The organism is Bradyrhizobium sp. NP1 (genome assembly GCF_030378205.1).
GTDB lineage: Bacteria > Pseudomonadota > Alphaproteobacteria > Rhizobiales > Xanthobacteraceae > Bradyrhizobium.
Genome location: NZ_CP127385.1, coordinates 4,124,047 through 4,149,646, shown reverse-complemented (window position 1 = coordinate 4,149,646; position 25,600 = coordinate 4,124,047). Strand labels below are relative to the sequence as shown.

At 65.1% G+C, this 25,600-nt stretch carries 28 protein-coding genes; 11 read left to right on the top strand and 17 right to left on the bottom strand.

Annotated features, from left to right (window positions below; translation table 11 throughout):
• Nucleotides 1–38: 38 nt before the first annotated feature.
• Nucleotides 39–602 (bottom strand): MarR family winged helix-turn-helix transcriptional regulator, encoded by a 564-nt coding sequence (locus QOU61_RS20025; RefSeq protein ID WP_289652925.1) that lies wholly within the window; start codon nucleotides 600–602, stop codon nucleotides 39–41.
• Between the two features lie 81 nt (nucleotides 603–683).
• Here QOU61_RS20025 and QOU61_RS20020 point away from each other — a divergent pair, with 81 nt between their 5' ends.
• Nucleotides 684–1,154, top strand: a complete 471-nt coding sequence (locus tag QOU61_RS20020; RefSeq protein ID WP_289652924.1) for a carboxymuconolactone decarboxylase family protein — start codon at nucleotides 684–686, stop codon at nucleotides 1,152–1,154.
• Nucleotides 1,155–1,205: 51 nt separating this feature from the next.
• Here the strand turns inward: QOU61_RS20020 and QOU61_RS20015 are convergent, their stop codons facing one another.
• Nucleotides 1,206–2,807, bottom strand: a complete 1,602-nt coding sequence (locus QOU61_RS20015; protein WP_289652923.1) for a hypothetical protein — start codon at nucleotides 2,805–2,807, stop codon at nucleotides 1,206–1,208.
• Nucleotides 2,808–2,958: 151 nt separating this feature from the next.
• A complete protein-coding gene (locus QOU61_RS20010) occupies nucleotides 2,959–3,903 on the bottom strand; it encodes an AraC family transcriptional regulator (protein WP_289652922.1) in 945 nt (314 codons plus the stop codon).
• A 128-nt stretch (nucleotides 3,904–4,031) separates the two neighbouring features.
• Here QOU61_RS20010 and QOU61_RS20005 point away from each other — a divergent pair, with 128 nt between their 5' ends.
• On the top strand, nucleotides 4,032–4,607 hold the full coding sequence (locus tag QOU61_RS20005; protein ID WP_289652921.1) for an isochorismatase family protein: 576 nt from the start codon (nucleotides 4,032–4,034) through the stop codon (nucleotides 4,605–4,607).
• A gap of 18 nt (nucleotides 4,608–4,625) precedes the next feature.
• Here the strand turns inward: QOU61_RS20005 and QOU61_RS20000 are convergent, their stop codons facing one another.
• The 3 genes from QOU61_RS20000 to efp form a co-directional block, all read right to left on the bottom strand.
• On the bottom strand, nucleotides 4,626–5,519 hold the full coding sequence (locus QOU61_RS20000; protein WP_289652920.1) for a Bug family tripartite tricarboxylate transporter substrate binding protein: 894 nt from the start codon (nucleotides 5,517–5,519) through the stop codon (nucleotides 4,626–4,628).
• Nucleotides 5,520–5,551: 32 nt separating this feature from the next.
• Entirely contained in the window at nucleotides 5,552–7,117 is a 1,566-nt protein-coding gene (locus QOU61_RS19995) for a M23 family metallopeptidase (protein ID WP_289652919.1), read from the bottom strand.
• Nucleotides 7,118–7,256: 139 nt separating this feature from the next.
• On the bottom strand, nucleotides 7,257–7,823 hold the full coding sequence (gene efp, locus QOU61_RS19990; protein ID WP_289652918.1) for an elongation factor P: 567 nt from the start codon (nucleotides 7,821–7,823) through the stop codon (nucleotides 7,257–7,259).
• A gap of 138 nt (nucleotides 7,824–7,961) precedes the next feature.
• Between efp and epmA the strand changes: the two genes are divergently transcribed.
• Genes epmA through QOU61_RS19975 form a run of 3 tightly spaced genes read left to right on the top strand, consistent with a single transcriptional unit; the run spans nucleotide 7,962 to nucleotide 10,425 of the window.
• Complete coding sequence (gene epmA, locus QOU61_RS19985) at nucleotides 7,962–9,023, top strand: EF-P lysine aminoacylase EpmA (protein ID WP_289652917.1); 1,062 nt, start codon at nucleotides 7,962–7,964, stop codon at nucleotides 9,021–9,023.
• Nucleotides 9,020–10,117 carry a lysine-2,3-aminomutase-like protein gene (locus QOU61_RS19980; RefSeq protein ID WP_289652916.1) on the top strand — a complete coding sequence of 366 codons (1,098 nt, stop codon included), beginning with the start codon at nucleotides 9,020–9,022 and terminating at the stop codon, nucleotides 10,115–10,117. The genes epmA and QOU61_RS19980 overlap by 4 nt, the downstream gene beginning before the upstream one ends.
• A 32-nt stretch (nucleotides 10,118–10,149) precedes the next feature.
• Complete coding sequence (locus QOU61_RS19975; RefSeq protein ID WP_289652915.1) at nucleotides 10,150–10,425, top strand: hypothetical protein; 276 nt, start codon at nucleotides 10,150–10,152, stop codon at nucleotides 10,423–10,425.
• Nucleotides 10,426–10,504: 79 nt separating this feature from the next.
• Here QOU61_RS19975 and QOU61_RS19970 read toward each other — a convergent pair whose 3' ends face one another.
• Nucleotides 10,505–11,596, bottom strand: a complete 1,092-nt coding sequence (locus tag QOU61_RS19970; protein ID WP_289652914.1) for a D-cysteine desulfhydrase family protein — start codon at nucleotides 11,594–11,596, stop codon at nucleotides 10,505–10,507.
• A gap of 594 nt (nucleotides 11,597–12,190) precedes the next feature.
• Here QOU61_RS19970 and QOU61_RS19965 point away from each other — a divergent pair.
• The gene (locus tag QOU61_RS19965; RefSeq protein WP_289652913.1) at nucleotides 12,191–12,415 is read left to right on the top strand and encodes a hypothetical protein; all 225 of its coding nucleotides are present in this window, start codon (nucleotides 12,191–12,193) and stop codon (nucleotides 12,413–12,415) included.
• A 211-nt stretch (nucleotides 12,416–12,626) separates the two neighbouring features.
• The gene (locus tag QOU61_RS19960) at nucleotides 12,627–12,803 is read left to right on the top strand and encodes a hypothetical protein (protein ID WP_502876797.1); all 177 of its coding nucleotides are present in this window, start codon (nucleotides 12,627–12,629) and stop codon (nucleotides 12,801–12,803) included.
• A gap of 242 nt (nucleotides 12,804–13,045) precedes the next feature.
• Here the strand turns inward: QOU61_RS19960 and QOU61_RS19955 are convergent, their stop codons facing one another.
• The 3 genes from QOU61_RS19955 to QOU61_RS19945 form a co-directional block, all read right to left on the bottom strand.
• Nucleotides 13,046–13,642 carry a YqaA family protein gene (locus tag QOU61_RS19955; RefSeq protein WP_289652911.1) on the bottom strand — a complete coding sequence of 199 codons (597 nt, stop codon included), beginning with the start codon at nucleotides 13,640–13,642 and terminating at the stop codon, nucleotides 13,046–13,048.
• A 270-nt stretch (nucleotides 13,643–13,912) separates the two neighbouring features.
• Entirely contained in the window at nucleotides 13,913–14,986 is a 1,074-nt protein-coding gene (locus QOU61_RS19950) for a tartrate dehydrogenase (RefSeq protein ID WP_289652910.1), read from the bottom strand.
• 27 nt (nucleotides 14,987–15,013) lie between these two features.
• Nucleotides 15,014–16,321: an MFS transporter gene (locus QOU61_RS19945; RefSeq protein WP_289652909.1), complete on the bottom strand. Its 1,308-nt coding sequence runs from the start codon at nucleotides 16,319–16,321 to the stop codon at nucleotides 15,014–15,016.
• Between the two features lie 152 nt (nucleotides 16,322–16,473).
• Here QOU61_RS19945 and QOU61_RS19940 point away from each other — a divergent pair, with 152 nt between their 5' ends.
• Nucleotides 16,474–17,391 (top strand): LysR family transcriptional regulator, encoded by a 918-nt coding sequence (locus tag QOU61_RS19940; RefSeq protein WP_289652908.1) that lies wholly within the window; start codon nucleotides 16,474–16,476, stop codon nucleotides 17,389–17,391.
• Between the two features lie 120 nt (nucleotides 17,392–17,511).
• Here the strand turns inward: QOU61_RS19940 and QOU61_RS19935 are convergent, their stop codons facing one another.
• From QOU61_RS19935 to QOU61_RS19920, 4 genes are all read right to left on the bottom strand, one after another.
• Entirely contained in the window at nucleotides 17,512–18,603 is a 1,092-nt protein-coding gene (locus QOU61_RS19935; protein ID WP_289652907.1) for a 3-deoxy-7-phosphoheptulonate synthase, read from the bottom strand.
• Nucleotides 18,604–18,839: 236 nt separating this feature from the next.
• Nucleotides 18,840–19,415 carry an HdeD family acid-resistance protein gene (locus tag QOU61_RS19930; RefSeq protein ID WP_289652906.1) on the bottom strand — a complete coding sequence of 192 codons (576 nt, stop codon included), beginning with the start codon at nucleotides 19,413–19,415 and terminating at the stop codon, nucleotides 18,840–18,842.
• A 90-nt stretch (nucleotides 19,416–19,505) separates the two neighbouring features.
• The gene (locus QOU61_RS19925) at nucleotides 19,506–20,546 is read right to left on the bottom strand and encodes a PrsW family glutamic-type intramembrane protease (protein ID WP_289652905.1); all 1,041 of its coding nucleotides are present in this window, start codon (nucleotides 20,544–20,546) and stop codon (nucleotides 19,506–19,508) included.
• Between the two features lie 172 nt (nucleotides 20,547–20,718).
• Complete coding sequence (locus QOU61_RS19920) at nucleotides 20,719–21,000, bottom strand: hypothetical protein (protein WP_289652904.1); 282 nt, start codon at nucleotides 20,998–21,000, stop codon at nucleotides 20,719–20,721.
• A gap of 326 nt (nucleotides 21,001–21,326) precedes the next feature.
• On the opposite strand from QOU61_RS19920, the gene QOU61_RS19915 reads away from it, so the two are divergent.
• Nucleotides 21,327–21,473, top strand: a complete 147-nt coding sequence (locus QOU61_RS19915; protein ID WP_289652903.1) for a DUF2061 domain-containing protein — start codon at nucleotides 21,327–21,329, stop codon at nucleotides 21,471–21,473.
• Nucleotides 21,474–21,503: 30 nt separating this feature from the next.
• Here QOU61_RS19915 and QOU61_RS19910 read toward each other — a convergent pair whose 3' ends face one another.
• Nucleotides 21,504–21,782 (bottom strand): hypothetical protein, encoded by a 279-nt coding sequence (locus QOU61_RS19910; protein ID WP_289652902.1) that lies wholly within the window; start codon nucleotides 21,780–21,782, stop codon nucleotides 21,504–21,506.
• Between the two features lie 141 nt (nucleotides 21,783–21,923).
• On the opposite strand from QOU61_RS19910, the gene QOU61_RS19905 reads away from it, so the two are divergent.
• Nucleotides 21,924–22,214 carry a hypothetical protein gene (locus tag QOU61_RS19905; protein WP_289652901.1) on the top strand — a complete coding sequence of 97 codons (291 nt, stop codon included), beginning with the start codon at nucleotides 21,924–21,926 and terminating at the stop codon, nucleotides 22,212–22,214.
• Between the two features lie 19 nt (nucleotides 22,215–22,233).
• On the opposite strand, the gene QOU61_RS19900 is transcribed toward QOU61_RS19905, so the two are convergent.
• On the bottom strand, nucleotides 22,234–23,472 hold the full coding sequence (locus QOU61_RS19900) for a Zn-dependent hydrolase (protein WP_289652900.1): 1,239 nt from the start codon (nucleotides 23,470–23,472) through the stop codon (nucleotides 22,234–22,236).
• Nucleotides 23,473–23,676: 204 nt separating this feature from the next.
• Between QOU61_RS19900 and QOU61_RS19895 the strand changes: the two genes are divergently transcribed.
• Nucleotides 23,677–23,931: a hypothetical protein gene (locus QOU61_RS19895; protein WP_289652899.1), complete on the top strand. Its 255-nt coding sequence runs from the start codon at nucleotides 23,677–23,679 to the stop codon at nucleotides 23,929–23,931.
• A gap of 86 nt (nucleotides 23,932–24,017) precedes the next feature.
• Here the strand turns inward: QOU61_RS19895 and QOU61_RS19890 are convergent, their stop codons facing one another.
• Nucleotides 24,018–25,454 carry an NAD-dependent succinate-semialdehyde dehydrogenase gene (locus QOU61_RS19890; RefSeq protein WP_289652898.1) on the bottom strand — a complete coding sequence of 479 codons (1,437 nt, stop codon included), beginning with the start codon at nucleotides 25,452–25,454 and terminating at the stop codon, nucleotides 24,018–24,020.
• Nucleotides 25,455–25,600 lie beyond the last annotated feature (146 nt).

Below are 25,600 nucleotides of genomic sequence, written 5' to 3'. Positions count from 1 at the left end.
CTAGCGCGGGTCGGCCATGCTGCGGCAGGTTTCGCGCCTCACGCCTGGCCCAGTTCTGGCGGGTTTGCGGCAATTTTGGCGAGCCAGCGGCGGATTGTCGCTTGCGCGCCCGCTGAAAGTCCCTGCGCCAGCCGCCGTTCCAGCGCGATCACGCGCCGGCGGCATTTTTCCAGAAGTGCCAGGCCGCGCCGGGTCAGGGTCCATTGCAGCACGCGGCCGTGAAGGGGATGCGGTGTTTTTCGGATCGCGCCGTCGCGCTCCAGGTTGCGCATGATCACGCCGATCGTCTGCGGCGTCTGCACCGCGACGCGGGCGAGATCGGCGCCCGACAGGCCGGGATAGGCCTTCAACATCGTCAGGACGACGAATTGCGGCGGCGTCACGCCGAGGTCGGCGAGCGTCCGCTCCATGGCGAGGCGATGCGCGGCATGCGCCTGCCGCAACAGGTAGCCGAAATAGCCCGCTTCGCCGCGCTTGCCCTCGCCGGGTGGCGGCGGGCGGATCGGGGCGCGGCCGCCGTTTTTGTCGCCGGTTGCCCGTTCGCGGGAAGGCGGCTTTCGGCCTGAGCCGCGGGGGAGCGATTTTCGTGACAGCTTCGCCATGGACCGTGCCCTTGCACTCAATATAAGAGGTCTTATAATCAATCAGAACACTGATAACGTATCGGTCGAAAGAGACAAGTCATGATGCACGCCCGCAAGGAATATGCCGACCTGCAGAAGTTCGCGCCGGACGTTTACGAAACCCTCCGCGCGCTCGGCCAGCAGGCGGCGAAAGCCGGGATCGAGAAGGAGCTTCTCGAGTTGATCAAGATACGCGCGTCGCAGATCAACGGCTGCGCCTTCTGCGTGCAGTTCCACATCCTGCAGGCCGAGAGTCTCGGCGTCTCCATCGACAAGCTCAACCTGGTCGCGGTGTGGCGCGAGGCGCCGCAATTCTCGGTGCGTGAGCGTGCGGCGCTGGCATGGACCGAGGCGCTCACGCTGATCAGCAACGGCGTCAGCGATGAGCTCTATGCGGAAGCGAATGCGGAATTCTCCGAGAAGGAACTGACCTATCTCACCTCGGCGATCGCCTCGATCAACGGCTGGAACCGGTTTGGCGCGGCCTATCGCTGGACTCCCCCGCCGCGAGCGAAACCTCGTGTGGCCTGACCGGGAGGCGGTGCAGGCGATCGCGCCAGTGCGCAAAACGGGAGCATCGCGCTATGGCCGGGGCGCTGCTGCAGCCGCCTTGATGAGCCAGTCCAGCTTGATCTTCTGGCGGAACAGCACGCGCTGATACGGAGGGTGGTTGCCGTCCATCCGGACATAATACAGGTACGGATGGTCGGTGATGGTCGAGAAGTTCGGGTCCTTCGCATTCGGATCGATCAGCGAGAAATAGCCGTATGACCAGTTGCCTTCCGGCTCACGGCGCAGCATCTGGTCGAGGGTGAGCGCGAGGTGCGGCGTGCTCCAGTGGATGAAGTCGGGCGACGTCGTGAAATAGACCCCGCGCGGGCCAAAGCCGCCCGACCCCTGGTTCCAGAGCGTCGCGACGAACAGGCGGCCGGCCTCATGAAAGCTGGTGCCGTTGGAATAGTCGAGATAGGGCGCGGGTACGCAGATGTGCGCCTTCGGATTGGCGATCGGCGTCCGATAGGGATCGACGAAAGCAACCGTGAAATCCTTGCCGTCCCAGCCGCGCCACGACGCGGGATCAAGCACGTTGGCCGTGCGGATCGGGCAAGTGGCGTCGGGCACCAGGCACGGAGATTGACCTTTGCCGCCGCCACATCCCGGCGGCCAGGCCCAGCTATAGGCCGTCGCATAGAACCACTCGCCGACCTTCAGGATGTTGGTGTCGACGCTGTAGCCTTCCGGTCCCTTGTTGAGCTCGTACTTGTAGGGAAAGCCGAGCAGGTATTTCGGCGCGCCGAAATGATAGCCGCCATCGCTCGACGTCAGGAACGTTTCGGCATTGTACCAGCAGGTCGGCGTATCGCTCCTGGTCGCGCACATGCCGGCATGGTCCCAGCCATGATATTCCATGTGGCCGAGTGCCACGACCTGCTTGCCGTCGATCGGATAGAAGTTGGTGAGCCAGGTGGAGTCGTCGAACGCCGCGGGATTGCCGTTTTTGGCAGAGCGATAGACGACGTTGCAATTGTGCCTGGCCGCTTCAAGCGTCGGTCCGATGCTCGCGCGCGTCACCAAATGCGACGCGACCAGATGCACCGTCCCCTTGTAGTCGCGAAAGGCGCGCGCTGGCGCATCCGGGATGTCGGTCTCCTCGCAGGAATCGTGCCTGGTGTCGAAGGCTGCGACCGGCGCGCCGTCGAGAAAGGCGGGTGTGGGCGGATCGGGCGGCCATTTCGGCGCTGGGAGCTGCAATTGTCCGGAGCGGAAGATGGCCGCATTCTCGACATTGCCGGCCAGCGCGATCCCGTGCACGTACAGGTTCTTCTTCTGAAAGGTGCGCAGCAATTGATTGGGAAGCGCGATGTGGAAGCGGTGCTTGCCGCCGTCGGCGTCGTGGCATTCGCGGTCAACGGCCGGCTCGTTGCCGATGTCCGCCCTGCCGACAACGACGAGCGTGCCGCCGGCGCCGGCAGGATGGCCCGCATAGACATGAACGTCGATGGAATTGCGATTGCCTTGCTGGCAGGCCCAGCCGGACACGTGATATTGACCGTCGCTCCCATACTGAACGGCGTCGATGAAGCCGACGACCTGACCGGGCGGTGCCGCGCTGGCCGCAGCCACGCTGGCAAACAAGGCTGCAAACGCGAGCGCGCCGTTCCGTACGCCAACAGTGCCAGACATCGGAAATCCTATGCCGTCCTGTCCGCATCGTATGGCAGGGCACGAGAACCGCGCATCACATTCGCTTAACAGCGCGAAGTCGTGCATTGCACGACGGAAGGAGGGCGCTCAGGACGTACCACCTTCGCCCGAACCGGCCGTGCGCGTTGGTCTAGGAGCGAATTGATCCATTGCGGCGGCGGCGAAATGTGCCAGGGCTCGCGCCGAATCTGGCCTTGAACGCCCGCGTCAGCGCTGTTTCTGAGCCATATCCGACGATCCCGGCGATTTCGCCAATGCTGCAGGTGCCCGTGCGCAGGTAGTCGGCGGCGAGGTCAAGGCGCCATGCTGTGAGGTAGCGTAGGGGGGAAGAACCGACGAGTTGCGTGAAACGATCGGCAAAAGCTGATCGCGACAGGCCCGCAATATCGGCAAGGGCAGCGACCGACCAGGGCTTTGCCGGATCGCCGTGAATGGCTGACAGCGCGCGGCCGATCCTGGCGTCGATCAGCCCGCTCATCCATCCGAGGTTCGATGGGCGCTTGGCTGCCGATTCACGAACGGCCTGAGTGAACAGCAGGTGCAGCAGCCGGATGACCATGGTCGCGGAGCCCGGTCTCGGGTTGCGCGTCTCCTCGACCAGGAAGTGACTGGTCAGGCGAAGCCACTCGAACGCGCGTCCCCGTTCGGGTTGCAGGTGGATGACTTTGGGCAGCAGCGCGAGAAGGCGTGGCGCGAGCACGCCGGCAAAAGTGAACCGCCCGCAAACGATGTGCGTCTGCTTTCCCTTGCCGGGTTGCCGATAGATCGTGCCGTCATAATAGGGAATGATCGTTTCGATCGGCCGGGCCTTCAATTTCGGGTCGCTGGAAAGCGTATGGCCGGCGCCGAGCGGCAGGAAAATCAGATCGCCGGGCTTGAGTTGCATCGGCCGTGAGCGATCGTCGAGTGCAAGCCAGGCTGTTCCACGCTCGATGATATGGAAATGTGAGACCGGCTGTTTGAAGCTGAATGCCCACGGCGTCACGAACTCGTTCGCGCAGACCAGTTCGGCGCGCATCCGGACCAGGTCAAGAACCTCGGAAACGACATCCGGCAGTTCACCCAATAGTGACATGCGGCTCTTCCATCTTCGGACGTCCGGTCAATGAACTCGGCGTTCCTGCCATAGTCAACCGGGCGGCCGTCTTATTAGGATAGACGGGCGGCGCGTCTGCGCCATGAAAAGCTGAAAGGAGACGCGTCATGAGCTATGCGCCGCTCGATCCCTCGGGCACGGTGATCTTGTTCGCAGACCTGCAACTCGGGATCGTTGAACTCGCCACCACAAACGAACAGGCCCGGCTGCGCCGCGCCGTCTCGGCACTTGCGAAGCTCGCCGGCATCTTTGCGATCCCGTGCGTGGTCACGACGGCGCCTGGACAGAATGGCAAGGCTACCGTCGTTCCGGAAATTGCCGCGGCGCTCGGCGAATTGCCGCAACACATGCGGACCACCACCGATGCCTTTACCCATGCGCCGACGCGCGCCGCGATCATGGCCGTAAAGCGAAGTACGCTGCTCATTGCGGGCGTCGCCACCGAGATCATCGTTCAGCACTCGGCGCTCTCCGCCGCCGCCCAGGGGTTCAACGTCCAGGTAGCAGTTGACGCCTGCGGCGGCCTTTCGCCGCGAACCGAGGATGCCGCGCTGCGCCGCCTGGTCCAGTCGGGCGTGGTTACGACATCGATCGCCTCCATCGCGGGTCAACTGGCGGGAGACTTCAGCGAGGCAAAGGGAAGCCAGGCGCTCGGCGTTCTCTACGAAATGGTCTCGGCCTGAAGCAGGCAATCCCACGCCCTAGTCGATCTGGATGTTCGCCGTCTTGATGACCTTCGCCCATTTCTGGGCTTCGTCGTTCATGTAGCTTGCGAACTCGGCAGGTGTGCTCTGCAGGACGTCGATGCCGGCTTCGTTGAGCTTCTTCCTGATCTCGGCGTCGCCGATTGCGCCGATATAGCTTTCGCGCAGCCTGGCAATGATCTCAGCCGGGGTCGCCGCCGGCGCCACAAAACCCTGCCACGCCCAGACTTCGAAGCCGGGATAGCTCGATGCAACCGTCGGCACGCCGGGCAGCCCGGGCAGCTCGCTGGTGGCAGCGACCGCCAGCGCCTTGATGCCCGGCGTCGCGAGCTGTGACCGCGCGGTCGCGAAATCGACGAACATCATGCCGACCTGTCCGGCCACGAGATCCTGGAGCGCGGGCGCCGCGCCCTTGTAGGGGATGTGGTTGAGCTTGATGCCGGCAGCCTGCGCCAGCATTTCCGACGCGAGGTGGAATGGATTGCCGACGCCGCCGCTGGCGTAGTCAATCACGCCCGGCGCCTTCTTCGCCGCGTCGACCAGTTCGGCGAGCGAGCTGACCTTCAGCTTATTGGTGTTGACGAGCAGCACGACGGCAAAGCGCCCCGTGAGGCTGATCGGGCTGAAATCCTTCCGCGGGTCGTAGGAGAGCTTCTTGTAGAGGCTCGGATTGGCCGCATAGGTCGCGAGGTCGCCGAGCAGGAAGGTGTAGCCGTCCGCTTCCGCATGCGCGACATAGTCGGCCCCGATCGCGGTGCCGGCACCGGGCCGGTAGGGCACGATCAGGCGGACCGGCCGCGTCGGATAGGGTTTTTGCGCCGCGGCCGCCGGGGCCGGAAATGCGCCGAGCGCGGCCGTGGCGGCAAGGAAATGTCGGCGATTGAGGCCCACGTCCTGATCTCCCTTTCAAAACCCCGCGGGCGCTAGTTCTCGCGGCCTTCCTGGACGTCGGAACGCATCGCGGCGTCCGGTCCGGCGTGTGCGACCGTCGGCGAGCCCGCGATCTCCGGTCCGATCTCACGGCCACGGCCGTGGATCAGCCGCTCGTAGGCGGCGATCAGCGTGACGTAGGGGTTGACCCAGAGCCAGCCGTCGCGCGTGAACACCTGGACGTCGAAATGCAGATGGCGCGTGGTGCCGTTGGGGTGGTCGAGATAGTTGGAAACCACGCCGATCTTTTCGCCTTCGGCGACGATGCGCCCGTTCAGCAGGCCGTCGGCGTCCATCGCCGACGGATTCATGTGCATGTAGCGGAAGCGGATGTGCTCGTTGCGGGTGTTGATCTGCAGCGTCGCGGCCTGCTGATTCAGCGAGCGGATCACGACGCCGTCGCGCACCGCAACCACCGCCTGTCGCCTGGGATCGCAGGGCTCGCTGGTTGCGCCCGCCGGCGGACAGGGCCGCCGGATGTCCTCGCCCTGGTGGCCGAACCCGGTCGGGCATTGCCCGACGCCGAAGCTGCGCGACTCGCAGAAATTGTCCCGCCAGGGATAACCGGACGGGTAGCCGGCGGCGGGCTCGGACCGGTCGCGCCGGAACGATTGCGAGTGGATGAAGGCAGGCCACTTCTCCAGCGGAAAGCGCAGTTGCGAATACGCGTTGAAATCGACCCGGCCGCTCTGCCGGTGATAGCCGCTGCCGGTGATGATGTCGCCGCTCGGCCGGTAGGTGAAATCGGCCGAGCGCTCGGCCGGCCGCTCGGCGATTTCGGACGCGACGTCCGTGCGCGCGCGGGACGGCAGGCCGCCCGCCACGCGTAGCGCCTTCAGGAAGCGTTCGGCGACGGGATAGGCTTCGCGACAGGCCAGCCGCCGCGGCCGCGGCGCGCTGTCGAGGCACTGGATCGAGACCACATAGGGGACGCCGAAGCGGGTGAAGGCGTAGCGGACATAGCCCTCGCGGATGAAGCGGCGGATGTCGGGATATTGCGCGGCGAGCGCCTTGACCGGCTCGCCCTTGCCGCCCTGGGGATCGGCGAGGTCGTAGATGAGAAGCGATCCCGTGATCTGCACCTCGACCGGCCTCGCAAAGACCCGCACCGGCAGGCCGTCGCCAACGCCGGGCTCGAGCGAGAACACCGCGTCATAGCCGGCCGGGCCCGCGTCGAACATGTCGGCAGTGCGGAAATCGGCCTGGAAGCGCGACAGGGGCATGCCAGCCGCTGCCCCGTTCTGCCGCGCCTGCAGGTAGGCCGCGGTGTCGAACGGCAGGAGCACCGGCACGGCGCTGCGGCCGATGCCGGTGAAGATCGTGCCCGTCACGCCGTTGAGCTGCACCAGCGCCGGCGTTGCGCGCGGATCGGAGGCGGGCAGCCGCCGCCGGCCCGAAAAGGCGAAATCAGCGACGACGGCCGGCTGGGTGCTGATCTCGGACCGCAGCTGATCGACCGCGGCACGCCATTCGACGCGGGCGGCTGCGATCGCGGGAGTACGGAACGCATCGGCGGCAACAGCACCCTTGGCGGCAGCGAGCACAACAAGCGCGGCCAACCAACCCGAGCCTACCCCGGCAATGCACCTGCTCACCGCTACGCCCCCCGGCGCAGAAATTGCAACCGATCTACTCTAGTCGCAAACGGGCAGGCCGCAACAGTGTGGCGAGGCCACAGCAGGGCGCCAATTCTTGACGCTAGTCCTTGGCGCGCTCGACGTAGGAGCCGTCCTCGGTCATGACCACGATCCGGGTGCCGGTGCTGACATGCGGCGGCACGGCGGTGCGCACGCCGTTGGAAAGCACGGCGGGCTTGTAGGAGGACGACGCGGTCTGGCCCTTGGTGACCGGCTCGGTATCGACCACTTCCAGCGTCACGCGCTGCGGCAGCTGGACCGCGATCGGGTTCATGTCGTGAAGCGACAGCTTCACGGTCATGTTTTCCTGCAGATAGGCGGAGGCGCCGCCGATCACGTCCTTGGAGACCGCGATCTGGTCGTAGGTCTCGGGGTTCATGAAATGGTAGCCGTCGCCATCCTCGTAGAGGTAGGTGAAATTGCGCTCCTCGACGGTCGCCTTTTCGACCTGGTCGGTGGTCTTGTAGCGCTCCGAGATCTTTACCCCGTCGCTGATTCGGCGCATTTCGACCTGACTGACGGGCGTGCCCTTGCCGGGATGGATATTCTCGGCGCTCAGAACGACATAAAGCTTGCCGTCTTGCTCGATCACGTTGCCCTTGCGAATAGAACTGGCGATGACTCTCAAAGGTGTTTTTCCTGATGTTCCAGGCTCCAGCCGTGCGGGACGGGGGTGTCCGAGGGCCAGCCGGGCGATTTCGGGGCGCAACATACTGATTTTGTCCGGCTTTACCAGCACTTTGCGCTGCCGCGGAAGGGTCGATTGATGGCTGCGAACGATCGCCTCTCGCCCTGGTGGACGCCCGCCCGGCACGCCGATGCACGGCCGTTTCTGCTGGCGCGGGGCGAGGTTACCCGCAGCTTGCGTGGCTGGTTCGGCGAGCAGGGCTTTGTCGAGGTCGAGACCGGCATCCTGCAGGTCTCCCCCGGCAACGAGACCCATCTGCATGCCCCGTCGGCCGAATTGCAGGACGGGGAGGGCCGCCGCACACGGCGCTATTTGCGAACCTCACCGGAATTCGCCTGCAAGAAGCTGCTCGCCGCGGGCGAGAGCCGGATCTTCGAGTTCGCGCGCGTGTTCCGCGACCGCGAGCGCGGCGACTTGCACCTGCCGGAATTCACCATGCTGGAATGGTACCGCGCCAACGCGCCCTATGACGCCGTGATCGCCGACACCGTCGTCGTGATCGCGCATGCGGCTGATGCCACCGGGATCGGGCGGTTCGCCTTTCGCGGCCGGACCGCCGATCCCTTCATCGAGCCGGAATTGCTGACGGTTGCGACCGCCTTCGACCGCTTTGCCGGCATCGATCTCCTGGCAACGGTGGCGGACGGCGCGGGCGACCGCGCGGCGCTTGCGGAGGCGGCCCGCGACAAGGTGCGGATTGCGGCCGATGACACCTGGTCCGACATCTTCAGCAAGGTCCTGGTCGAGCATGTCGAGCCGCATCTCGGGCAGGGGCGTCTGACCGTCCTGTTCGAATATCCAGTGCCCGAGGCGGCGCTGGCGCGCCCCAAGGCTGTCGATCCCCGTGTCGCCGAGCGCTTCGAGGTCTATGCCTGCGGGGTCGAGCTCGCCAACGGCTTTGGCGAATTGACCGACGCGGCCGAGCAGCGCCGGCGCTTTGCGGCTGCGATGGACGAGAAGCAGCGGCGCTATGGCGAGCGCTATCCACTCGATGAGGACTTTCTCGCCGCCCTTGTCGAGATGCCCGAAGCGAGCGGCGTCGCGCTTGGATTCGACCGCCTGGTGATGCTGGCGAGCGGGGCGTTGCGGATCGATCAGGTGGTGTGGACGCCGCCGGTCGTGGAGCGGATTTCGACATGAAGGGACGCACTGCCAATCTCGCGGAGACCTTGCGGCAGCCGGCCGAGCTGGTCGCCCACGGCCTGGCGCCCGCGGCCGCACTCGCCGATCTCGAAAAGGTCGCCGCCCGCTATGCGGTCGCGGTGACGCCTGATATCGCCGCGCTGATCGATCCCGACGATCCCGACGATCCGATCGCGCGCCAGTTCATTCCCGATGCGGCCGAGCTGGAGGCGCAGGCCGCCGAGCGCGCCGATCCGATCGGCGACGACGCCCATTCGCCGGTCGCAGGCATCGTGCACCGCTACCCGGACCGGGTGCTGCTCAAGCTCGTGCATGTCTGCGCGGTGTATTGCCGGTTCTGCTTCCGCCGCGAGATGGTTGGTCCCGGCAAGGAAAGCGCACTGTCGCAAGCCGCCTATGCGGGCGCGCTCGACTATATCCGTACGCACGAAGCGGTCTGGGAGGTGATCCTGACCGGCGGCGATCCGCTGATGCTGTCGCCGCGGCGGCTCGCCGAAATCATGAACGAGCTGGCCGCCATCGCCCATGTGAAGGTCATCCGCCTCCACACCCGCGTGCCTGTGGCGCAGCCGGAGCGCATCAGCGACGACATGGTCGCGGCGCTGAAGGCAAACGGTGCCACCACCTGGGTCGTGCTGCACGCCAATCATGCCCGCGAATTGACCGATGGCGCGCGGGCGGCCTGCGCGCGGCTGATCGACGCCGGCATTCCCATGGTCAGCCAGTCGGTGCTGCTGCGCGGTGTCAACGACAACCTTGCCGCGCTGGAAGCCTTGATGCGCGCCTTCGTTGAATGCCGCATCAAGCCCTATTACCTGCATCACGGCGATCTTGCCCCCGGCACGGCGCATCTGCGTACCACCATCGCCGAGGGGCAGGCGCTGATGCGCGGCTTGCGCGGGCGGGTATCCGGCCTATGTCAGCCGGAATACGTGCTCGACATTCCCGGCGGGCACGGCAAGGCGCCGGTCGGCCCCAATTATCTCCGTGCAGAGCCGGCGGCGGTGGGTGAACATCGCGCGGAAACGCGCTATCGTGTGGCCGATTATTGCGGTGACGTTCATCTCTACCCGCCCGGCCCTGAGGGCTGAAACGGATGCGCCGCAGCGACGGGAGGAATGTGATGCGAAAAATAATCCTATCGATGGTGCTCACGCTCGTGATCGGCGGCCCCGCCGCGTTCGCGCAGCAGAACGGCGGGACGTCCAGCTATCCCAAGAGCTCGACGGGAGGGACGTCGGGATTGGGTTCGAACGTGCTGCCGGCGCCGGTCGGCCATCGCCAGCCCCGCGCCGGCGACGTGCCGAGCGAGAAGAACCTCAGCAACCCGAACGATCCCATGAACAAGGAAGACGCCGCGCTCGACAAGAAGATCAAGAGCATCTGCCGCGGCTGCTGAATGGGGAAATGACCCCGTCGGCATCTTGCTTCCGGGACCATTGGTTCAGCATCCACAAATGGCAGCTTCACGCGCCAGATCAGATTCCGAGCGCGCTCTGGTACGCGAAAAGCGCCGGTGCGCCACCTGTGTGCAGGAAGACGACATCATCGTCCTTGCGCCAGCGCCCCTGGCGGATCAGCGCGATCAGGCCCGCGAGGCCCTTGCCTGAATAGACCGGATCAAGTGGAAGAGCCTCGAGTCCGCCTGCAAGCCGGATCGCTTCGACGGTGGCCTCGTGCGGGACACCGTAGGCGGGCCCCGCGTGCCCTGCTACGACCTCCACCATTGCTTCGTCGAACGGAACGTCGAGCAGATCGGACGCCTCTCGCGCAAGCGCCACCACATCGGCTCGCACCCGCATGGGCTCGGCATCGATATCGATCCCGACGATCCGCGTGCCGGGCATTGCCATGGCTGCCCCGATCACGAGACCAGCCTGCGTGCCGCCGCTTCCCGTGCAGTGCACGATAGCGGCCGGTGCGAAGCCCAACCGCGCTGCCTGCGATTCGATCTCCGAAATCGTGGTGGCGTAACCTACGGCGCCGAGGGCATTCGAGACCCCGTACGGCACAAAGTATGGCCTGTGACCTTTCGCTTCGAGATCGCAGACGAGCGTCCGAATGGCTGCGTTGCGGTCACCGGTCCACGGCACGTCATGGAGCTGCGCGCCGAACAGCCGATTGAGAAACGCATTGCCCGAGCTCTTGTATTCCGGCGTCGGCGGTTCGACCCGGCCGTGGTAGACCGCAAGATGGCACGCGAGGCCAAGTTTTGCCGCAACCGCCGCAACCTGCCTTTGGCTGTTCGATTGCACGACGCCGCCCGAGACGATCGTATCGGCGCCGCTCGAAAGTGCCTCGTGCAGGACGTAGTCGAGCTTGCGCAACTTGTTGCCGCCGAAGCCGAGCCCGGTCTCATCGTCGCGCTTGACCCACAGCCGTGGTCCGCCGAGATCAGCCGTCAGCCGCTTCATCGGCTCGAGCTGCGTCGGCAGATTGGCCAAACCCAGGCGCGGAAAGGCAGCGAGCCGGTCGGACAACGGTCTGCGGTCAAGTTGCATCGCTTCGTCCGGGTGAGTGAGAGGTAGTAAAGCCCCTGTCAAACAATCCCGGGTCTGGGTGAGAATCAAGCGGCTTCACACGACAAAGTCATGCCCGACGGGCCAATCCAAGCGCAACGCGATATCACGCCGCCGGTGAGGCGCGAAGAGTCTGTGATTTTGGCATCACCGGCAGCACGTACAAAAGTTTCAAGCCGTCAGGGGCGCGAGCCGAAGAACCGCTTCTGCTCAGCGACCGCTGTGTAACGGCCGCGGCCGGAGGCGGCGGGCCGGGCGCCGCTCGCCTCGGAGTACCCAGGCCGCAAGCTTCGCCCGCACGCGGGGTCTTTCACGGCGCGTCAACAGCGCGGCGGCCAGCGCCCCGTTCAACAAAATCCAGCCCCCGACAATTGCGACTGTGACCGGCATAGTGGTCTCCCTGTCTGGGTAAACGGTTCCTAACGGGAACCGGTTGCCCCGTTGCCATTCACATGCCGGTGTTGCTGCACGGCACAGCGCACCGGTTCCCGCGGCGTCGCCAATGGTTCCATGACCTTGCTGTTCAATGCGGGCCGATATCATCGATTTCCTTGCGCGCCGCCGTCATGAGCACCCGTACTCGTCCGGAACGACGGGCAGCAGCCGAGGGGTCTATAAGCAAGGCGGGCATCACGGAGGCCATCCATGGCGAGGGTTCTTGCCGACAACATTCATCTGGTCAGGGTTACCACCGACGACCGGCAGCATCAGTTCTGGATCGCCGCAACCTCGCGTGAAACGGCCGTCGATCGGGTCTTGGATGCGATACCGGAAGGCTGGACTGCCTCCCTCTTGGAGGGGGCCTTACAAGCACCCGAAGCTGTCAAGTTGAACATCGCGCCGGGTGAAGTTCGCCAGTTGTCCTATTAGTCAAAATCATCCGGTTGAGTTGGCGTCCGCAGCCAGGCCGGTTGCACCTCTTGCTGCGCCGGATGCGCCTCTGCGGAGCAGCGGCAAAAACCGGTGGCACCTGCACCGGAACCGTGCAGTGATATCGCCAATGCCGGAACTTGCAACATGGCATTCCGGCGCCTGAGACGAGCGCTCCTGTCACACAGCAGGGAGAAGATCGATGAAGGATATGCGGGCGCATCTGGAGAAGCTCCGTGCGGAAGCGGCGGAGTGCGAACTGATCAGCAATTTGGCGACGGACAAAAAGAAGAAGGACCTGTTCGCGAAGCTTGCCGAGCATCATGCGAACTTGGCGCAGGAGGTTGAGCGCGCGATTGCCGCAAGCACGGCCCCGGCGGCGAAGTAGGCTCCGTAGTTCTCCGGTGAAGAACGGATTCCAATGAACCTTTGCACGGAGCTTGCATGCTCATCCGGGCCGAGGAAATATTAGAGCCTCGGGACTGACCAACGCCGCCTGGCGAGCATATTCCGCTATGGCGGCGTTGCGTCATTCACGCTCAGTTATTGGCCCGTTGCCCGTGCGGGAAAGCGCGGGACGTCTTGCGCGCCGTCGGGAAAGGCGCCGCTTCGCGGCAATCTGTCGAGCCGCTAGCGCAACGAAAAGACAACACCGACGCAGATCGCGGCCAGAACGCCGGCGCCGAGCAGCCACTTTTCGTATTTCTCGAGGAATTGCAGGAACTGCTGGCCGAAGAACGCCACAAGCGCGGCGACAATGGCAAAGTGTATTGCGCGTCCGATCACGGTTGCGACGGTGAAGGTCACAAGGTTCATCGACGCGACGCCCGCGGCAATCGCGATGAACTTGAAGGGGATCGGCGTGAAGCTCTTGGCGATGATGATCCACACACCCCATTCCTCGACGAGCGTCCGGTAGCGCTGGAAATTGTCGGCCTGTCCGTAAAGCTCGACCAGGGTCTGGCCGAACATCCCCCAGGCGAGATGGCCGATGCCGTAGCCGACGAGGGCGCCGACAGATGATGCGACCACGCAGACCGTGGTGAACCACAGGCTCCGCTTCGGACGCAGCAGCAACATCGGGACGAGCAGCAGGTCCGGCATCAGCGGCAGCACGGAGCTGTCCGCAAACGAGATCAGCGCCAGCAGCGCGACGCCCCAGCCGCTGTCCGAGAAAGCCTCGGCGCGGCGCAGCCAAACATCGCGATTACGGGAAAGGTAGGCCATCCAGCTCCATGCATGGCCCAGGAAGGGGCCTCTAGCGGGGCGGATTTGACTTTCGCTACGGCATCTGCCGCGATTTACTCATGCGAACGTCAAATCCAAAGCCCCACTAACATCAACAATTTGCTAGTGGCCCTTTGATTCTGACATTCGCAAAGCACCTACTGCGACGGGATGCGAATGTTAGAATCGGACCACTAGCCCCCTTTAACAGGACTTGCGGCCCGCTGAGATCAGGAATTCGCGATCACCGTTTGCGCGCTGCAACGTCGATCAGACGTTGGAGCCGTGGATGGCGTCGATGACGGCGTCGGTGACCTCCTTGGTCGTGGCCTTGCCGCCGACGTCGGGCGTCAGCACGCCGGCCGCGCAGACCTTTTCCACCGCCGTCATCAGGCGTGCCGCGGCATCCTTCTCGCCGAGATGCTCCAGCATCTGCACGCCGGTCCAGAAGGTTGCCACCGGGTTGGCGATGCCCTTGCCGGTGATGTCGAAGGCCGAGCCGTGGATCGGCTCGAACATCGAGGGGAAGCGGCGCTCCGGATCGATGTTGCCGGTCGGCGCCACGCCAAGGCTGCCGGCGAGCGCGCCGGCGAGGTCGGAGAGGATGTCGGCGTGCAGGTTGGTCGCCACGATGGTGTCGAGGCTCTTCGGATGCAGCGTCATGCGCACCGTCATGGCATCGACCAGCATCTTGTCCCAGGTCACGTCGGGAAACTCGCGCGCCACTTCGGCGGCGATCTCGTCCCACATCACCATGCCGTGGCGCTGCGCGTTGGATTTCGTCACCACGGTGAGCAATTTGCGCGGCCGGGCCTGCGCAAGCCGGAAGGCGTAGCGCATGATGCGCGTGACGCCGACGCGGGTGAAGATCGCGACTTCCGTGCCGACCTCTTCCGGCAGCCCCTTGTGCGCCCGGCCGCCGGCACCCGCATATTCGCCTTCCGAATTCTCGCGCACGATCACCCAGTCGAGATCGCCGACGCCGACATTGCGGAGCGGCGAAGCGACGCCGGGCAGGATCTTGGTCGGCCGCACGTTGGCGTACTGGTCAAAACCCTGGCAGATCGGCAGCCGCAGGCCCCAGAGCGTGATGTGGTCGGGCACATCGGGGGCGCCGACCGCGCCGAAATAGATCGCGTCGAACTTCCTGAGCTGGTCGAGCCCGTCCGCCGGCATCATCACGCCGTGCTTCTTGTAGTAGTCGGAGCCCCAATCGAAGGTCTTGAAACTGAAAGAGAGATCGCCGGCGCGCCGGGCCAGCGCCTCCATGACGCGGATGCCTGCGGTAATGACCTCGGGGCCGATGCCGTCGGCGGGAATGGCAGCGATCGAATGAGTGCGCATGGAAAGTCTCCGCGTGGGGGGATGGGATCAATGCGATCGGGCGGGCGCGGAAGCAGGCTCGGACCGTGCATGTTGCGCGCGCGACAGAACGAGAGTGAGAATGGCCGATACCAGAAGCAAGGCGGCGACGAAGTAGAGGCCGCCGGCGAAGCTGCCGGTCTGATCCTTGATCCAGCCGATCATCGCCGGACCGACGAAGCCGCCGAGATTGCCGATCGAGTTGATGGTGGCGATGCCGGTCGCCGCGGCCGAGCCCGACAGGAACAAGGTCGGCATGCTCCAGAGCGGCGGCTTGGATGAGCTGATCCCGATATTGACCAGCGTCAGCGCGACCAGGACGGCAACGACGCCGGTCGCGAGCCCTGCGAAGGCCAGCCCCGCCGCGGACAACAGGCAGGCCAGCACCACATGCCAGGTGCGCTCGCCGGTGCGATCGGAATGCCGCGCCCACAGCACCATGGCAATGACGGCGGCGGTCGCCGGCAAAGCGTTGAGGAATCCCACCTGCAGCGACGACAGCCCGAACTGCTTGATGATCTGCGGCGCCCAGACGCCGAGCGTGTAGAGGCCGGCCGAGGTGCCGAAATAGACCAGCGACAATGCAAGCACGCGCGGATCGGCGAGGCCGCGCCAGACGCTGTGGCCAGCGGTTGCGGCCTTGCCGGCGTTTTCGGCGTTCATCGTCGCGACCAGCCAGTCGCGTTCATCGCTGTCGAGCCATTTGGCCTGCTCCGGCCGATCGGTCAGGAAGCCGAGCACGACGAAGCCGAGCAGGACGGCGGGCACCGCCTCGAGCACGAACAGCCATTGCCAGCCCTTGAAGCCGAGCAGCCCGTCCATATCGAGCAGCGCGCCGGAGACGGGCGAGCCGAGCACCGTCGACAGCGGTGCGGCTGCCATGAACAGGGCGGTGACGGCCGCACGCTGGCGGGCCGGGAACCAGTAGGACAGATAGAGGATGATGCCGGGGAAGAAGCCGGCCTCCGCCGCACCAAGCAGGAAGCGCAGCACGTAGAAGCTCGTCGCACCCTGCACGAACGCCATCGCGGCCGACACGACGCCCCAGGTGATCATCACCCGCGCGATCCAGATCCGGGCGCCTATCTTGTGGAGGATGATGTTGGAGGGGACTTCGAACAGGAAGTAGCCCCAGAAGAAGATGCCCGCGCCGAAGCCGAACACGGCCGGCGAGAGCCCGAGGTCCTTGTTCATCGTCAGCGCCGCGAAGCCGATGTTGACGCGGTCGATGAAGGCCACGAAATACAGCAGCATGATGAACGGCACGATGCGAAGGGAGATCTTGCGCAGCACGCGCGCCTGCAGCTCGCTCGCCATGTCCTGGGTTTCCTCGGCCGAATTGTCTTGATGGCGCCGGTCTTTCGCGCCGTTCGGGCGACAATAGACAGGGCAGGGCGGCGGCTTCAATCCGCTTCGGTTTATACAAAAAAATGATATAATCGGCCCGCGCGCAAACGGGACGCCGGCCCATGGAATTGCATCAGCTACGCTGCTTCGTCGCGACCGCCGAGGAGCTGCATTTCGGCCGGGCGGCGCAGCGGCTGCACATGCTGCCCTCAGCGCTCGGCCGGCATATCAAGCTGCTCGAGGAGGATCTGGCAACGCGGCTGTTCGCGAGGACCACGCGGGCGGTTGCATTGACGGAGGACGGCTCGCTGTTGCTGGGCGAGGCGCGGGCGATCCTCGCCAGGGTCGAAGCCGTCGAGGACAATTTCCGCAAGGACTCCCGCTCCAGGCGGGCGCGGCGTTTTCGGGTCGGCGCGATCGACAGCGCGGCGGCCGGGCTGTTGCCGCCGCTGCTGCATGATTTTCGCGCGCGGCATCCGGAGATCGCGGTCCAGCTCCTCGAGGAAAAGACGATCCGGCTATTGCCGAAGATTCTTTCCGGCGCGCTTGATCTCGCTTTCGTCCGCCCGCCCGAGGCTCCCGACAAGCGGATCGCGTTCCAGCCGCTGCTCAAGGAAACCGCGGTGGTCGCCTTTCCCCAGCGGCATGCGCTCGCGCGCCGCAGATCGGTCTCGCTTTCCGATATCGCCGACCAGCCCCTGATCGTGCCGGACCGGCGCTCGCGACCGCACAGCCATGACCTCACCATGAAGCTGTTCGAGGAAGCGGGCCTCGTGCCGCATGTCGCGCAGAGCGCGGACGAGAAGCAGACCATCGTCAATCTGGTGGCAGCGCGGCTCGGGGTGGCGATCGTTCCGCGCTGGACCTCGCGCATGGCGATCTCCGGCGTCCGGTTCGTCCGGCTCAGGCCGAAGGGAAGCGGAGCACTGGGCCGATTGCCGCTGGCGGCCGCATGGCTCAGGGGCTCGCGCGATCCGCTGCGCGAATCCATGCTCGCGATTCTCGATGCGAAGCTGCGCAGCTACGCCAAAAGCGCCTGATCGGGCAGGACGCGCAAGGCCGGTGCGCACGCCATAGCAAACCCGAGCGGCCCGATCCCGGCAATCGCAACAGTCCTTTTCGGACAGCATGCGAATGTCGGTAGCGGGCCGCTTTTTCGTTCAGCGCCGAAGCGAACCTTCGCGCAGCGTGCTGCGCTTGGTCGCGCGCCGCGCCGGGACGGAGGCGGCCAGTTCAGTCAGCACCTTTTCCGTGGTTGCAAAGTCGATGCAGCCGTCGGTGATGCTCTGCCCGTATGTCAGTGATGCGCCCGGCACCACATCCTGCCGCCCGGCAACCAGGTTGCTCTCGATCATCATGCCGACGATGTGCCGCTCGCCCGCCGCGATCTGGCTTGCGACGTCGGACACGACGGCCGGCTGGTTCTCCGGCTTCTTGCCGCTGTTGGCATGGCTTGCGTCGATCATGAGCCGTGGCGCGATGCCGGCGCGGGCAAGCTCGGCGAGTGCGGCCTCGACGCTGGCACGGTCGTAGTTCGGCCTCGCCCCGCCGCGCAGGATGACGTGGCAGTCCTCGTTGCCCGATGTCGTGGCGATCGCCGAACGGCCGCCCTTGGTGACCGCCATGAAATGATGCGGATGGGAAGCCGACTTCACCGCGTCGGCGGCGATGCGGACATTGCCGTCGGTGCCGTTCTTGAAGCCGACCGGACAGGACAGGCCGGACGCCAGCTCGCGATGGATCTGGCTTTCGGTGGTGCGGGCGCCGATCGCGGCCCATGCGACGAGGTCGGCGAGATATTGCGGCGTGGTCATGTCGAGGAATTCGGTTGCCGCCGGCAGGCCGAGATTGTTGACGGCGGCGAGCACGCTGCGGGCAAGCCTCAGGCCCTTGTTGATGTTGAAGCTGCCGTCGAGGCCGGGATCGTTGATCAGGCCCTTCCATCCGATCGTCGTGCGGGGCTTCTCGAAATAGACGCGCATCACGATCTCGAGGCGATCGGCGAGCTTCTCGCGCAGCCGTACCAGGCGCTCGGCGTATTCGACCGCCGCGACGGGGTCGTGGATCGAGCAGGGGCCGACGATGACCAGCAGGCGGTCGTCGCTGCCATTGAGGATGGCGTGGACGGCATTGCGCGCGGCCATCACGATGCGCGTCGCGGTGAGGGTGCGCGGTATTTCGCGCATCACCTCGTCCGGCGTGCTCAACTCCTTGATTTCCTTGATCCTGAGATCGTCGGTCGTACTCAACACGGGCAGGCTCCTTCGGGTTTTCGAACCTGCCGGCAATAAAAAAGCCGCCAGGTCTGGCGGCTGTTCGGACTTTGATGCTTCAATTCGTCAGATTGAGCGCGATCCTCCCACCGCCAGCGAGCTGTCGTTGCCAAAATACCAAAAATAGCCGGTGGCGGCGTTGATCATGGCGGGCTCTATAGCGCAGCCGGTCCGGCCTGTCACGTCCGAAAATCGACCGGCCGGCCCATGCAGAATCAGGTGGCGCTACGCGCCGCCAGGGCCATGCCGATCAGCGTCGCGCCGCCAAACAGGAGATTGATGCCTGCCAGCAGACCGATCGCCCATTCCGCCGAGCCCGGCAACCCCGCGATGACGATGAAGGAGATGATGATGTCCATCAGGCCGGCGACCAGCATCCAGGTCCAGCGGCCGGACAGCTCGCGGCGGTGCTCCAGCGAATACATGATGGTGGCGACGCCTTCGGCGAGGAAGTAGGCGCCGACCACGATGGTCAGCGTCAGCGTGCCCTGGATCGGCCGCGTCAGGAGGATCACGCCGGCAAGGACGGCGAGCGCGGCCGAGATCAGCGACCACCAGAAGCCCGGCAGTTGCCGCGCCCAGTAGGTGACGATCAGCCCGCCAATGCCCGAGATCAGAAACATCCAGCCGAGGAAGATCGTCACCGCGAGGCTCGCCAGGGGAGGCACGATCATCGCCGCGAGCCCGAGGATGGCGAGCAGGATGCCCTCGACCAGGAAGGCCTTCCAGTGCTCGCGCATGGCCGCGTCCACGCGTGACCGAAGCTCGGTGAGGTCGTGGGGAAGGGTCATGGCGAATCTCCCGCTACCGGCGATGACGGGAACGATAGCCGTCTCACGTGACGTTATCTAGGGGGCGCAGCCGTGTCCGACAGCAGCTTGCTAGCCGCCGCCCGGCACCGACGAGAAGCCGTCGAAGGTCGCCCGCAGCCGGTTACGCCCGAGGAAATAGACCGCGGTGGTCGCGATCAGAAGGGCGGCGCCGAGCAGGATCGAGGTCAGCCCGATCGGGATCAGCAGCAGCGCCACGTTGCGGTCGGGGTTGACCAGCCAGTGATGCAGCGAGGTGAGCACGAAGGCGAGGCCGGCGAAGCCCGCGCCGCTGCCGATGACCAGCAGCGCCCACATTTTTCTCAGCTGGGAAAGCCGCTCGCGGGCGATCGGCGTGCGCGGCGCGTGATGCCGGCCGATGCGGCGCACCAGCCGCGCGGCAAAGGCCATCGAGGAGAAGCCGATCACCACGCTGGCGGCGCCGAGCCAGAGCCGGACGGTCGGGTCCAGATCCGGGTGGCGCTGCAGGGTCAGCAGCGGATAGTCGAAGGCAGCGTGCAGCGCCACCGGGCCGAGCAGCATCAGCGCCCAGCTCGACAGGCGCGCCCAGTCGCGATGATGGCGGTGCGCGCCGAGCGCGGTGCCCGACCGCGCGATCGCCATATAGGCGCCGGCGATGACGCCGAGCGCGCCGTGAAACGGCACGGTGAGCACGCTGCGCAGCGCCGCCAGTGAGCGCCACATCTCGGCATGCTGGACCAGATAGGCGAGGTTTTCGTAAGCCGCGAAACCGAGGCCTGCGGCCGCGCCGTAGACCACGGTATCCATCGGATCGGCGAGCGGCCGGCGCCGCGTCATCGCAATCAGCGCAATGACGAGAATCTTGACGGTTTCCTCGGGGAAGGCGACCCCCAGCACGGAGTGCAGGATCTCGGCGACCCAGGGATTTTCGGGCGCCGCCACAAGTCTTGCGAAGGGCGCGCGGACGAGACCGAGCAGCGAGATGCTGGCTGCGCCGAGCACGAACGCTGTCCAGACCTTGAGCGGAGGACCCGGCCGCTCGTCGGCGGCAATCACCAGCCACAGGATCAGCAGGGCTGGCGCGACGGCCGCGGTGCCGATGACGGTGGGAAGCGATTCAAGAAGGTTCATCTATGAGCAAATAAGGCGCCTTTGTGCCGCAATCCACCGCCAGCGGGCGCGACCAAGTTTCGCGGTGGCCGATTATCTCCAAAGCGGGATGGATTGGGTTGAACCGCAAATCGCGCGCTTGATTCTTGTTCGAGCATGGTCCTGTTTGGAAAAATGGCAGCTCCGCCGATGTCTAGCAGCCCCGGCAGATATTCCTGAGCTGCGCGTTGACCCGCGCCTCGTCCTCGTCGGGCGAGCCTTCGGTCGTGCCGGTCGTGGCGCCGGCTCCCGGGCCACGGTAGGGCGTCGAGTGGGGCGGCGGCGTCGGAAAGGTCGCCAGCGGTGGATTGGCCTTGTCATAGCAGGCGAGCCGGGTGGCCGGATCGGTGATCGTCTTGCAGTCCGGCTTCTCGGTCTGCGCCGCCTGGCAGGGCGCGCTGATCGCGAGCAGCGCGAGCACAGCCATCAGTCTCATTTTTGCCCCTCCGGCCAGTTTCGATGCGTCTTGGCGAGGATCGTCAGTCATTTCAATGAGTTTTTCGCAGGTTCTGGCAAAATGAATGCACACGCGGGCCTAAATCAACGTGGAAAGCCGCAGTTGCGGAACCGGATCGAGGCCGGTGGCATGATAGGGTCTGGCCTGGGCCTGCAAGCCTAGGCCTGCAAGCCTTCGCTTCGTAAGCCTTGGCTTCGTAAGCCTTGGTCTAGCAAGGGGAGACACGCCGGGTGACTTTTCTGCATGGGTTGGAAACCCATACCAGATCAATCCTCAAAGCCGTCAGCTGGCGGATGCTGGGCACCTTGGACACATTTGCCATCAGTTGGCTGGTCACCGGCAAGGCCCATGTCGCCGGCTCGATCGCGGGCCTGGAATTCATCACCAAGGTCGCCTGGTACTACCTTCACGAGCGGGTATGGGCTGTCGTTCCCTGGGGGCGGCGGGCCTGACATCCCGCAACCGCCCCGGCCGCTGGCGGGTCAGTTCACGTTGCCGGTCTTGGTCTTCTTGGCCTTGGCCGCCGATGTCGGAGAAGCCTTGGGAGCGTCGCTGCGCACGCCGCCCCAGGGATCGGTCGGTCCCTGATCCGGGATGTTGCCGAGCGAGCGCTGGTAGGCGCGCTCGGCGGCTTTCTCGCCGGCCTTCTCGGTCGCGCTTTTTTCCTTTTCCTCTTCCCCGTATTTGGGGATGTGCTTGTCCTGCGCATAGACGGGGCTGCCCACGAGCGCCACGATCACAGCGGCACAGAAAACGCGCATCCGACCTCACTCCTCAATTCTTCGTCATGCCTGCGCCGACCATAGCACCGGCAACGTTACCTATAAAGGCGTGGATTTGCGGAACAGGTGTGGCGGATCGGTGATCACGGTGTGTGTTGCTGCAAGCCAAGGACGCTTGTCATGAAAAAGAAACTGCTCTCCCTTTCGCTCGCCCTCTGCCTCGGTCTTTCCACCGCGGCGTTCGCCCGCGGCGGCGGCATGGGCGGAATGCATCATTCATCCATCAGCGGCGGCGCCTCCGGATCGAGCGCGCTCGCGCCCGGCACCAATTCGGCCGGAACTGCGCTGTCCTCATCGGGCGGCAGCACCGCCCGGATGAAAGGGCCGGGGCTCGGCACCGGCGATCCCGTTGTCGACCGCGAGGACGCGCGCGTGGCGAAGATGGTACAGTCGATCTGCCGGGGCTGCTGAACCGGCTCGCGTTGCCCGCTCACGAAGTGCTGGCGAGCAGGCGCAGGCAGGCGTCGACGAACACGGCGGCGCCGGTGACGATGTCGGCATCGGCGGTGTTCTCATGCCAGTGATGGCTGATGCCGCCGATCGAGGGCACGAACAGCATGCCCGCGGGCATGATGGTGGCAAGCACCTGGGCATCATGGCCGGCGCCGCTCGGCATGCGCAGCGACTTGCCGCCCGCGAGATCCCTGGCTGCCGCCTCGATCGCATCCTGGAATCCGGCGTCCATCCGCGCCGGCGTCCCGGTGCGGATCCGCTCGACCTCGACGACGCAGCCGCCCTGTGCGGTGACATCGGCTGCCAGCGCGCGCAAATGCTGCTCGAGCCGCGCGATCACCCCCGCGTCGTCGTCGCGGATCTGGAACAGCATCTCGGCGCGGCCGGGGATGATGCTCGGCGCGCCCGGATCGAGCGTCATGCGGCCGGTGGTCCAGACCGTGCGCGGTCCGGATAGTTTCGGGAAGGATTCATCGACCGCGACGCAGAACCGCGACATCGCCAGGCCGGCATCCTTCCGGATCGCCATGCGCGTGGTGCCGGCGTGGTTCTGCTCGCCGGTGAAGACGATGCGGTACTGCCAGATGCCGACGATGGAGGTGACGACGCCGATCGAAAGGTCTGCGCTTTCCAGCGTCTCGCCCTGCTCGATATGGGCTTCGAGATAGCCGACGTGGCGCCCGCGCTCAGCCGTGACACGCGGCCGGCCGGCGAGGCCTGCGCTGGCGAGCGCCTCGCGCATGGTTCGATCGCTGTTGCGGTCGCGCGCGGCGTCGATATCGGCCTCGGTGAGCGCGCCGACATAGGAGCGGCTGCCGAGGAAGTGGCCGAAATGGCCTTCCTCGTCGCACCACGATGCGACCTCGACCGCGCCGCGGATCGTGGCGTCGGGGTTGATGACGCGCGCGGCCTCCAGCGCGTAGACGACGCCGAGCGGCCCGTCGAGCCAGCCGGCGAAATTCTGGCTTTCGAGATGCGAGCCGGCGAGCAGCTTTGGACCGGGCTTTGCGCTTGTACCGACCACGTTGCCGATGCCGTCGACCTCAGCCGCAAGGCCCGCCTCGGGCAGCCGCTCCGCGAGCCATCGCAGCGAGCCCATATGTGCATCCGAAAAGGTCGGCTTGTGCACGCCGGTCCTATAGGTGCCGATGCCGCGCAGCGTGTTGAGGTCGGCAAGGACCCGGGCGCCGTCGATGGGCGGGGGGTTGTTGGGCATTCTTGTCTGCTCTCAGGTGAATTCCGCCTGGATGCGCATGGCTACACGTGGTTCGTTCATTTGCGGAACGCAAAACGCCGAGTGCCGATCGCGAAAGCATATCAGTCAACTGGGGAAAGCCGCATATTAGGTCAGTGCATCTGCATTTTTCCGATTCCCCGAATCAGTGTCCTTTCCACAGGTGGGGCGTATATCGGGTGAGCTATGCAGTTCAGTCGCGTCATCAGTCCCGTCGAGAACATGCAGATTTGGAACGCGAACAGCAACGGCTTCTCCTTCGTGATCAGCTATGAGACCCGCGCCGGTCCCGGTCTGCATGGACGTCCAGGTTTCGTCGCATCGTGGCGACCGATCTATGAAAACAGATGCGCCATCAAGGTCGGCGGCTCGCCCTTTGGCACGTTGATCGAGGCCGAGAGAGCCTGCGACGCCATGCTTGGTCTGCTGGTCACGCCATAGCAGCCGACAGCACGCCATCGCCGATCGCGCGCGCAAGCGCCTCGAGCCCGCGAGAAGCGCAGGCCGTTGGTGGCTTCGCCTGATTTCTACACCCCGGTCTGGGTGATGAACTTGGTGTTGAGATAGGCCTCCAGCGCCTCGCTGCCGCCTTCCGAACCGTAGCCGGAATCCTTGATGCCGCCGAATGGTACTTCAGGCAGCGCAAGAGCGAAGCTGTTGATCGACATCATTCCTGCTTCGACGGCGGCGCCAATCGCCGTCGCGGTCTTCGCGGACCTGGTGAAGGCATAGGATGCCAGACCGAACGGCAGCCGGTTGGCCTCCTGCGCGGCGTCATCGAACTTCGAAAACGGCGAGATCAACGCCAGTGGGGCGAACGGCTCCTCGTTCATCGCGCGCGCCGATTTCGGCACGTCCACCACGACCGTCGGTTCGAAGAAATAGCCCTTGTTGCCCACCCGGTTTCCGCCAGCAGCCAGCTTCGCGCCCTTGCCGACGGCATCCTGCACCATGCCTTCGATCGCCGTGACGCGGCGATCGTTTGCCAGCGCTCCCATCCTGGAATCGGGATCAAGACCGTTTCCGACCTTGATGGACTTGGCGCCGTCGACAAACTGCGTGACGAATTTGTCGTAGACGCCTTCCTGCACCAGGAAGCGGGTCGGAGAGATGCAGACCTGGCCGGCATTGCGGTATTTGGCGGCAACCATGATCTTCGCCGCTGCCTCCACGTCCGCATCATCGAAGACGATGACCGGCGCATGGCCACCAAGCTCCATGGTCACGCGCTTCATGTGCTGGCCGGCGATGGCCGCGAGATCCTTGCCCACCTTGGTCGAGCCGGTGAAAGAAATCTTTCGGATGGTCGGGTGAGGGATCAGGTATTCGGAGATTTCCGAAGGCACGCCGTAAACAAGGTTGATTACGCCGGCCGGCACTCCGGCATCGGCGAAGGCCCGGATCAATTCCGCAGGCGATGCCGGCGTCTCCTCGGGCGCCTTGACGATGATCGAGCAGCCGGCGGCGAGCGCCGCACTCAGCTTGCGCACGACCTGGTTGATCGGAAAATTCCATGGCGTAAAGGCAGCAACCGGACCAACGGCCTCCTTGATCACCATCTGGTAGACGCCCGGCGCGCGGGCCGGGACAAGACGTCCGTAGGACCGGCGGCCTTCTTCGGCGAACCATTCGATGATGTCAGCGGCCGCCAAGGTTTCGATCCTGGCCTCGGCAAGCGTCTTGCCTTGTTCCATTGTCATCATGGTCGCGATCGTGTCGGCACGCTCGCGCATCAGCTCGGCGGCCTTGCGCATCACCTTGGAGCGATCATACGGCGAAACAACTCGCCAGGCCTTGAAACCCTTCTCGGCCGCGGCCAGCGCCTCGTCGAGGTCGGCCTTTTCGGCATGAGCGACGGTTCCGATTGCCTCTTCCGTTGCCGGGTTGATGACGCGGATGGTCCGACCGGACCCGGCGGGACGCCATTTGCCGTCGATGTACAGAAGGACATTCGGGTAGGTCATGATGCTTCTCCAGCCTGGTCAATGCGCCGCGGTCCTCGCCATCGACCCGCAGCAGAGTTTGCCGGGCCATTGAAAGGTCATCGGCCAGTTGGTCAAGTCCCAGTGTGGCGGTTCAGAAGTCCGTATCATTGTTGCCGCGTGTTCGT

Coding starts and splice junctions, on each gene's coding strand:
- QOU61_RS19975 (WP_289652915.1), top strand. CDS start 10,150: ATGCGAAAAATAATCCTATCGATGGTGCTCACGCTCGTGATCGGCGGC.
- QOU61_RS20005 (WP_289652921.1), top strand. CDS start 4,032: ATGAGCTATGCGCCGCTCGATCCCTCGGGCACGGTGATCTTGTTCGCA.
- QOU61_RS20025 (WP_289652925.1), bottom strand. CDS start 602: ATGGCGAAGCTGTCACGAAAATCGCTCCCCCGCGGCTCAGGCCGAAAG.
- QOU61_RS20015 (WP_289652923.1), bottom strand. CDS start 2,807: ATGTCTGGCACTGTTGGCGTACGGAACGGCGCGCTCGCGTTTGCAGCC.
- QOU61_RS19950 (WP_289652910.1), bottom strand. CDS start 14,986: ATGCGCACTCATTCGATCGCTGCCATTCCCGCCGACGGCATCGGCCCC.
- QOU61_RS19930 (WP_289652906.1), bottom strand. CDS start 19,415: ATGACCCTTCCCCACGACCTCACCGAGCTTCGGTCACGCGTGGACGCG.
- QOU61_RS20020 (WP_289652924.1), top strand. CDS start 684: ATGATGCACGCCCGCAAGGAATATGCCGACCTGCAGAAGTTCGCGCCG.
- QOU61_RS19940 (WP_289652908.1), top strand. CDS start 16,474: ATGGAATTGCATCAGCTACGCTGCTTCGTCGCGACCGCCGAGGAGCTG.
- QOU61_RS19890 (WP_289652898.1), bottom strand. CDS start 25,454: ATGACCTACCCGAATGTCCTTCTGTACATCGACGGCAAATGGCGTCCC.
- QOU61_RS19905 (WP_289652901.1), top strand. CDS start 21,924: ATGAAAAAGAAACTGCTCTCCCTTTCGCTCGCCCTCTGCCTCGGTCTT.
- QOU61_RS19965 (WP_289652913.1), top strand. CDS start 12,191: ATGGCGAGGGTTCTTGCCGACAACATTCATCTGGTCAGGGTTACCACC.
- QOU61_RS19980 (WP_289652916.1), top strand. CDS start 9,020: ATGAAGGGACGCACTGCCAATCTCGCGGAGACCTTGCGGCAGCCGGCC.
- QOU61_RS19895 (WP_289652899.1), top strand. CDS start 23,677: ATGCAGTTCAGTCGCGTCATCAGTCCCGTCGAGAACATGCAGATTTGG.
- QOU61_RS19900 (WP_289652900.1), bottom strand. CDS start 23,472: ATGCCCAACAACCCCCCGCCCATCGACGGCGCCCGGGTCCTTGCCGAC.
- QOU61_RS19920 (WP_289652904.1), bottom strand. CDS start 21,000: ATGAGACTGATGGCTGTGCTCGCGCTGCTCGCGATCAGCGCGCCCTGC.
- QOU61_RS19910 (WP_289652902.1), bottom strand. CDS start 21,782: ATGCGCGTTTTCTGTGCCGCTGTGATCGTGGCGCTCGTGGGCAGCCCC.
- QOU61_RS19960 (WP_502876797.1), top strand. CDS start 12,627: ATGCGGGCGCATCTGGAGAAGCTCCGTGCGGAAGCGGCGGAGTGCGAA.
- QOU61_RS20010 (WP_289652922.1), bottom strand. CDS start 3,903: ATGTCACTATTGGGTGAACTGCCGGATGTCGTTTCCGAGGTTCTTGAC.
- QOU61_RS19945 (WP_289652909.1), bottom strand. CDS start 16,321: ATGGCGAGCGAGCTGCAGGCGCGCGTGCTGCGCAAGATCTCCCTTCGC.
- QOU61_RS19955 (WP_289652911.1), bottom strand. CDS start 13,642: ATGGCCTACCTTTCCCGTAATCGCGATGTTTGGCTGCGCCGCGCCGAG.
- epmA (WP_289652917.1), top strand. CDS start 7,962: ATGGCTGCGAACGATCGCCTCTCGCCCTGGTGGACGCCCGCCCGGCAC.
- QOU61_RS19925 (WP_289652905.1), bottom strand. CDS start 20,546: ATGAACCTTCTTGAATCGCTTCCCACCGTCATCGGCACCGCGGCCGTC.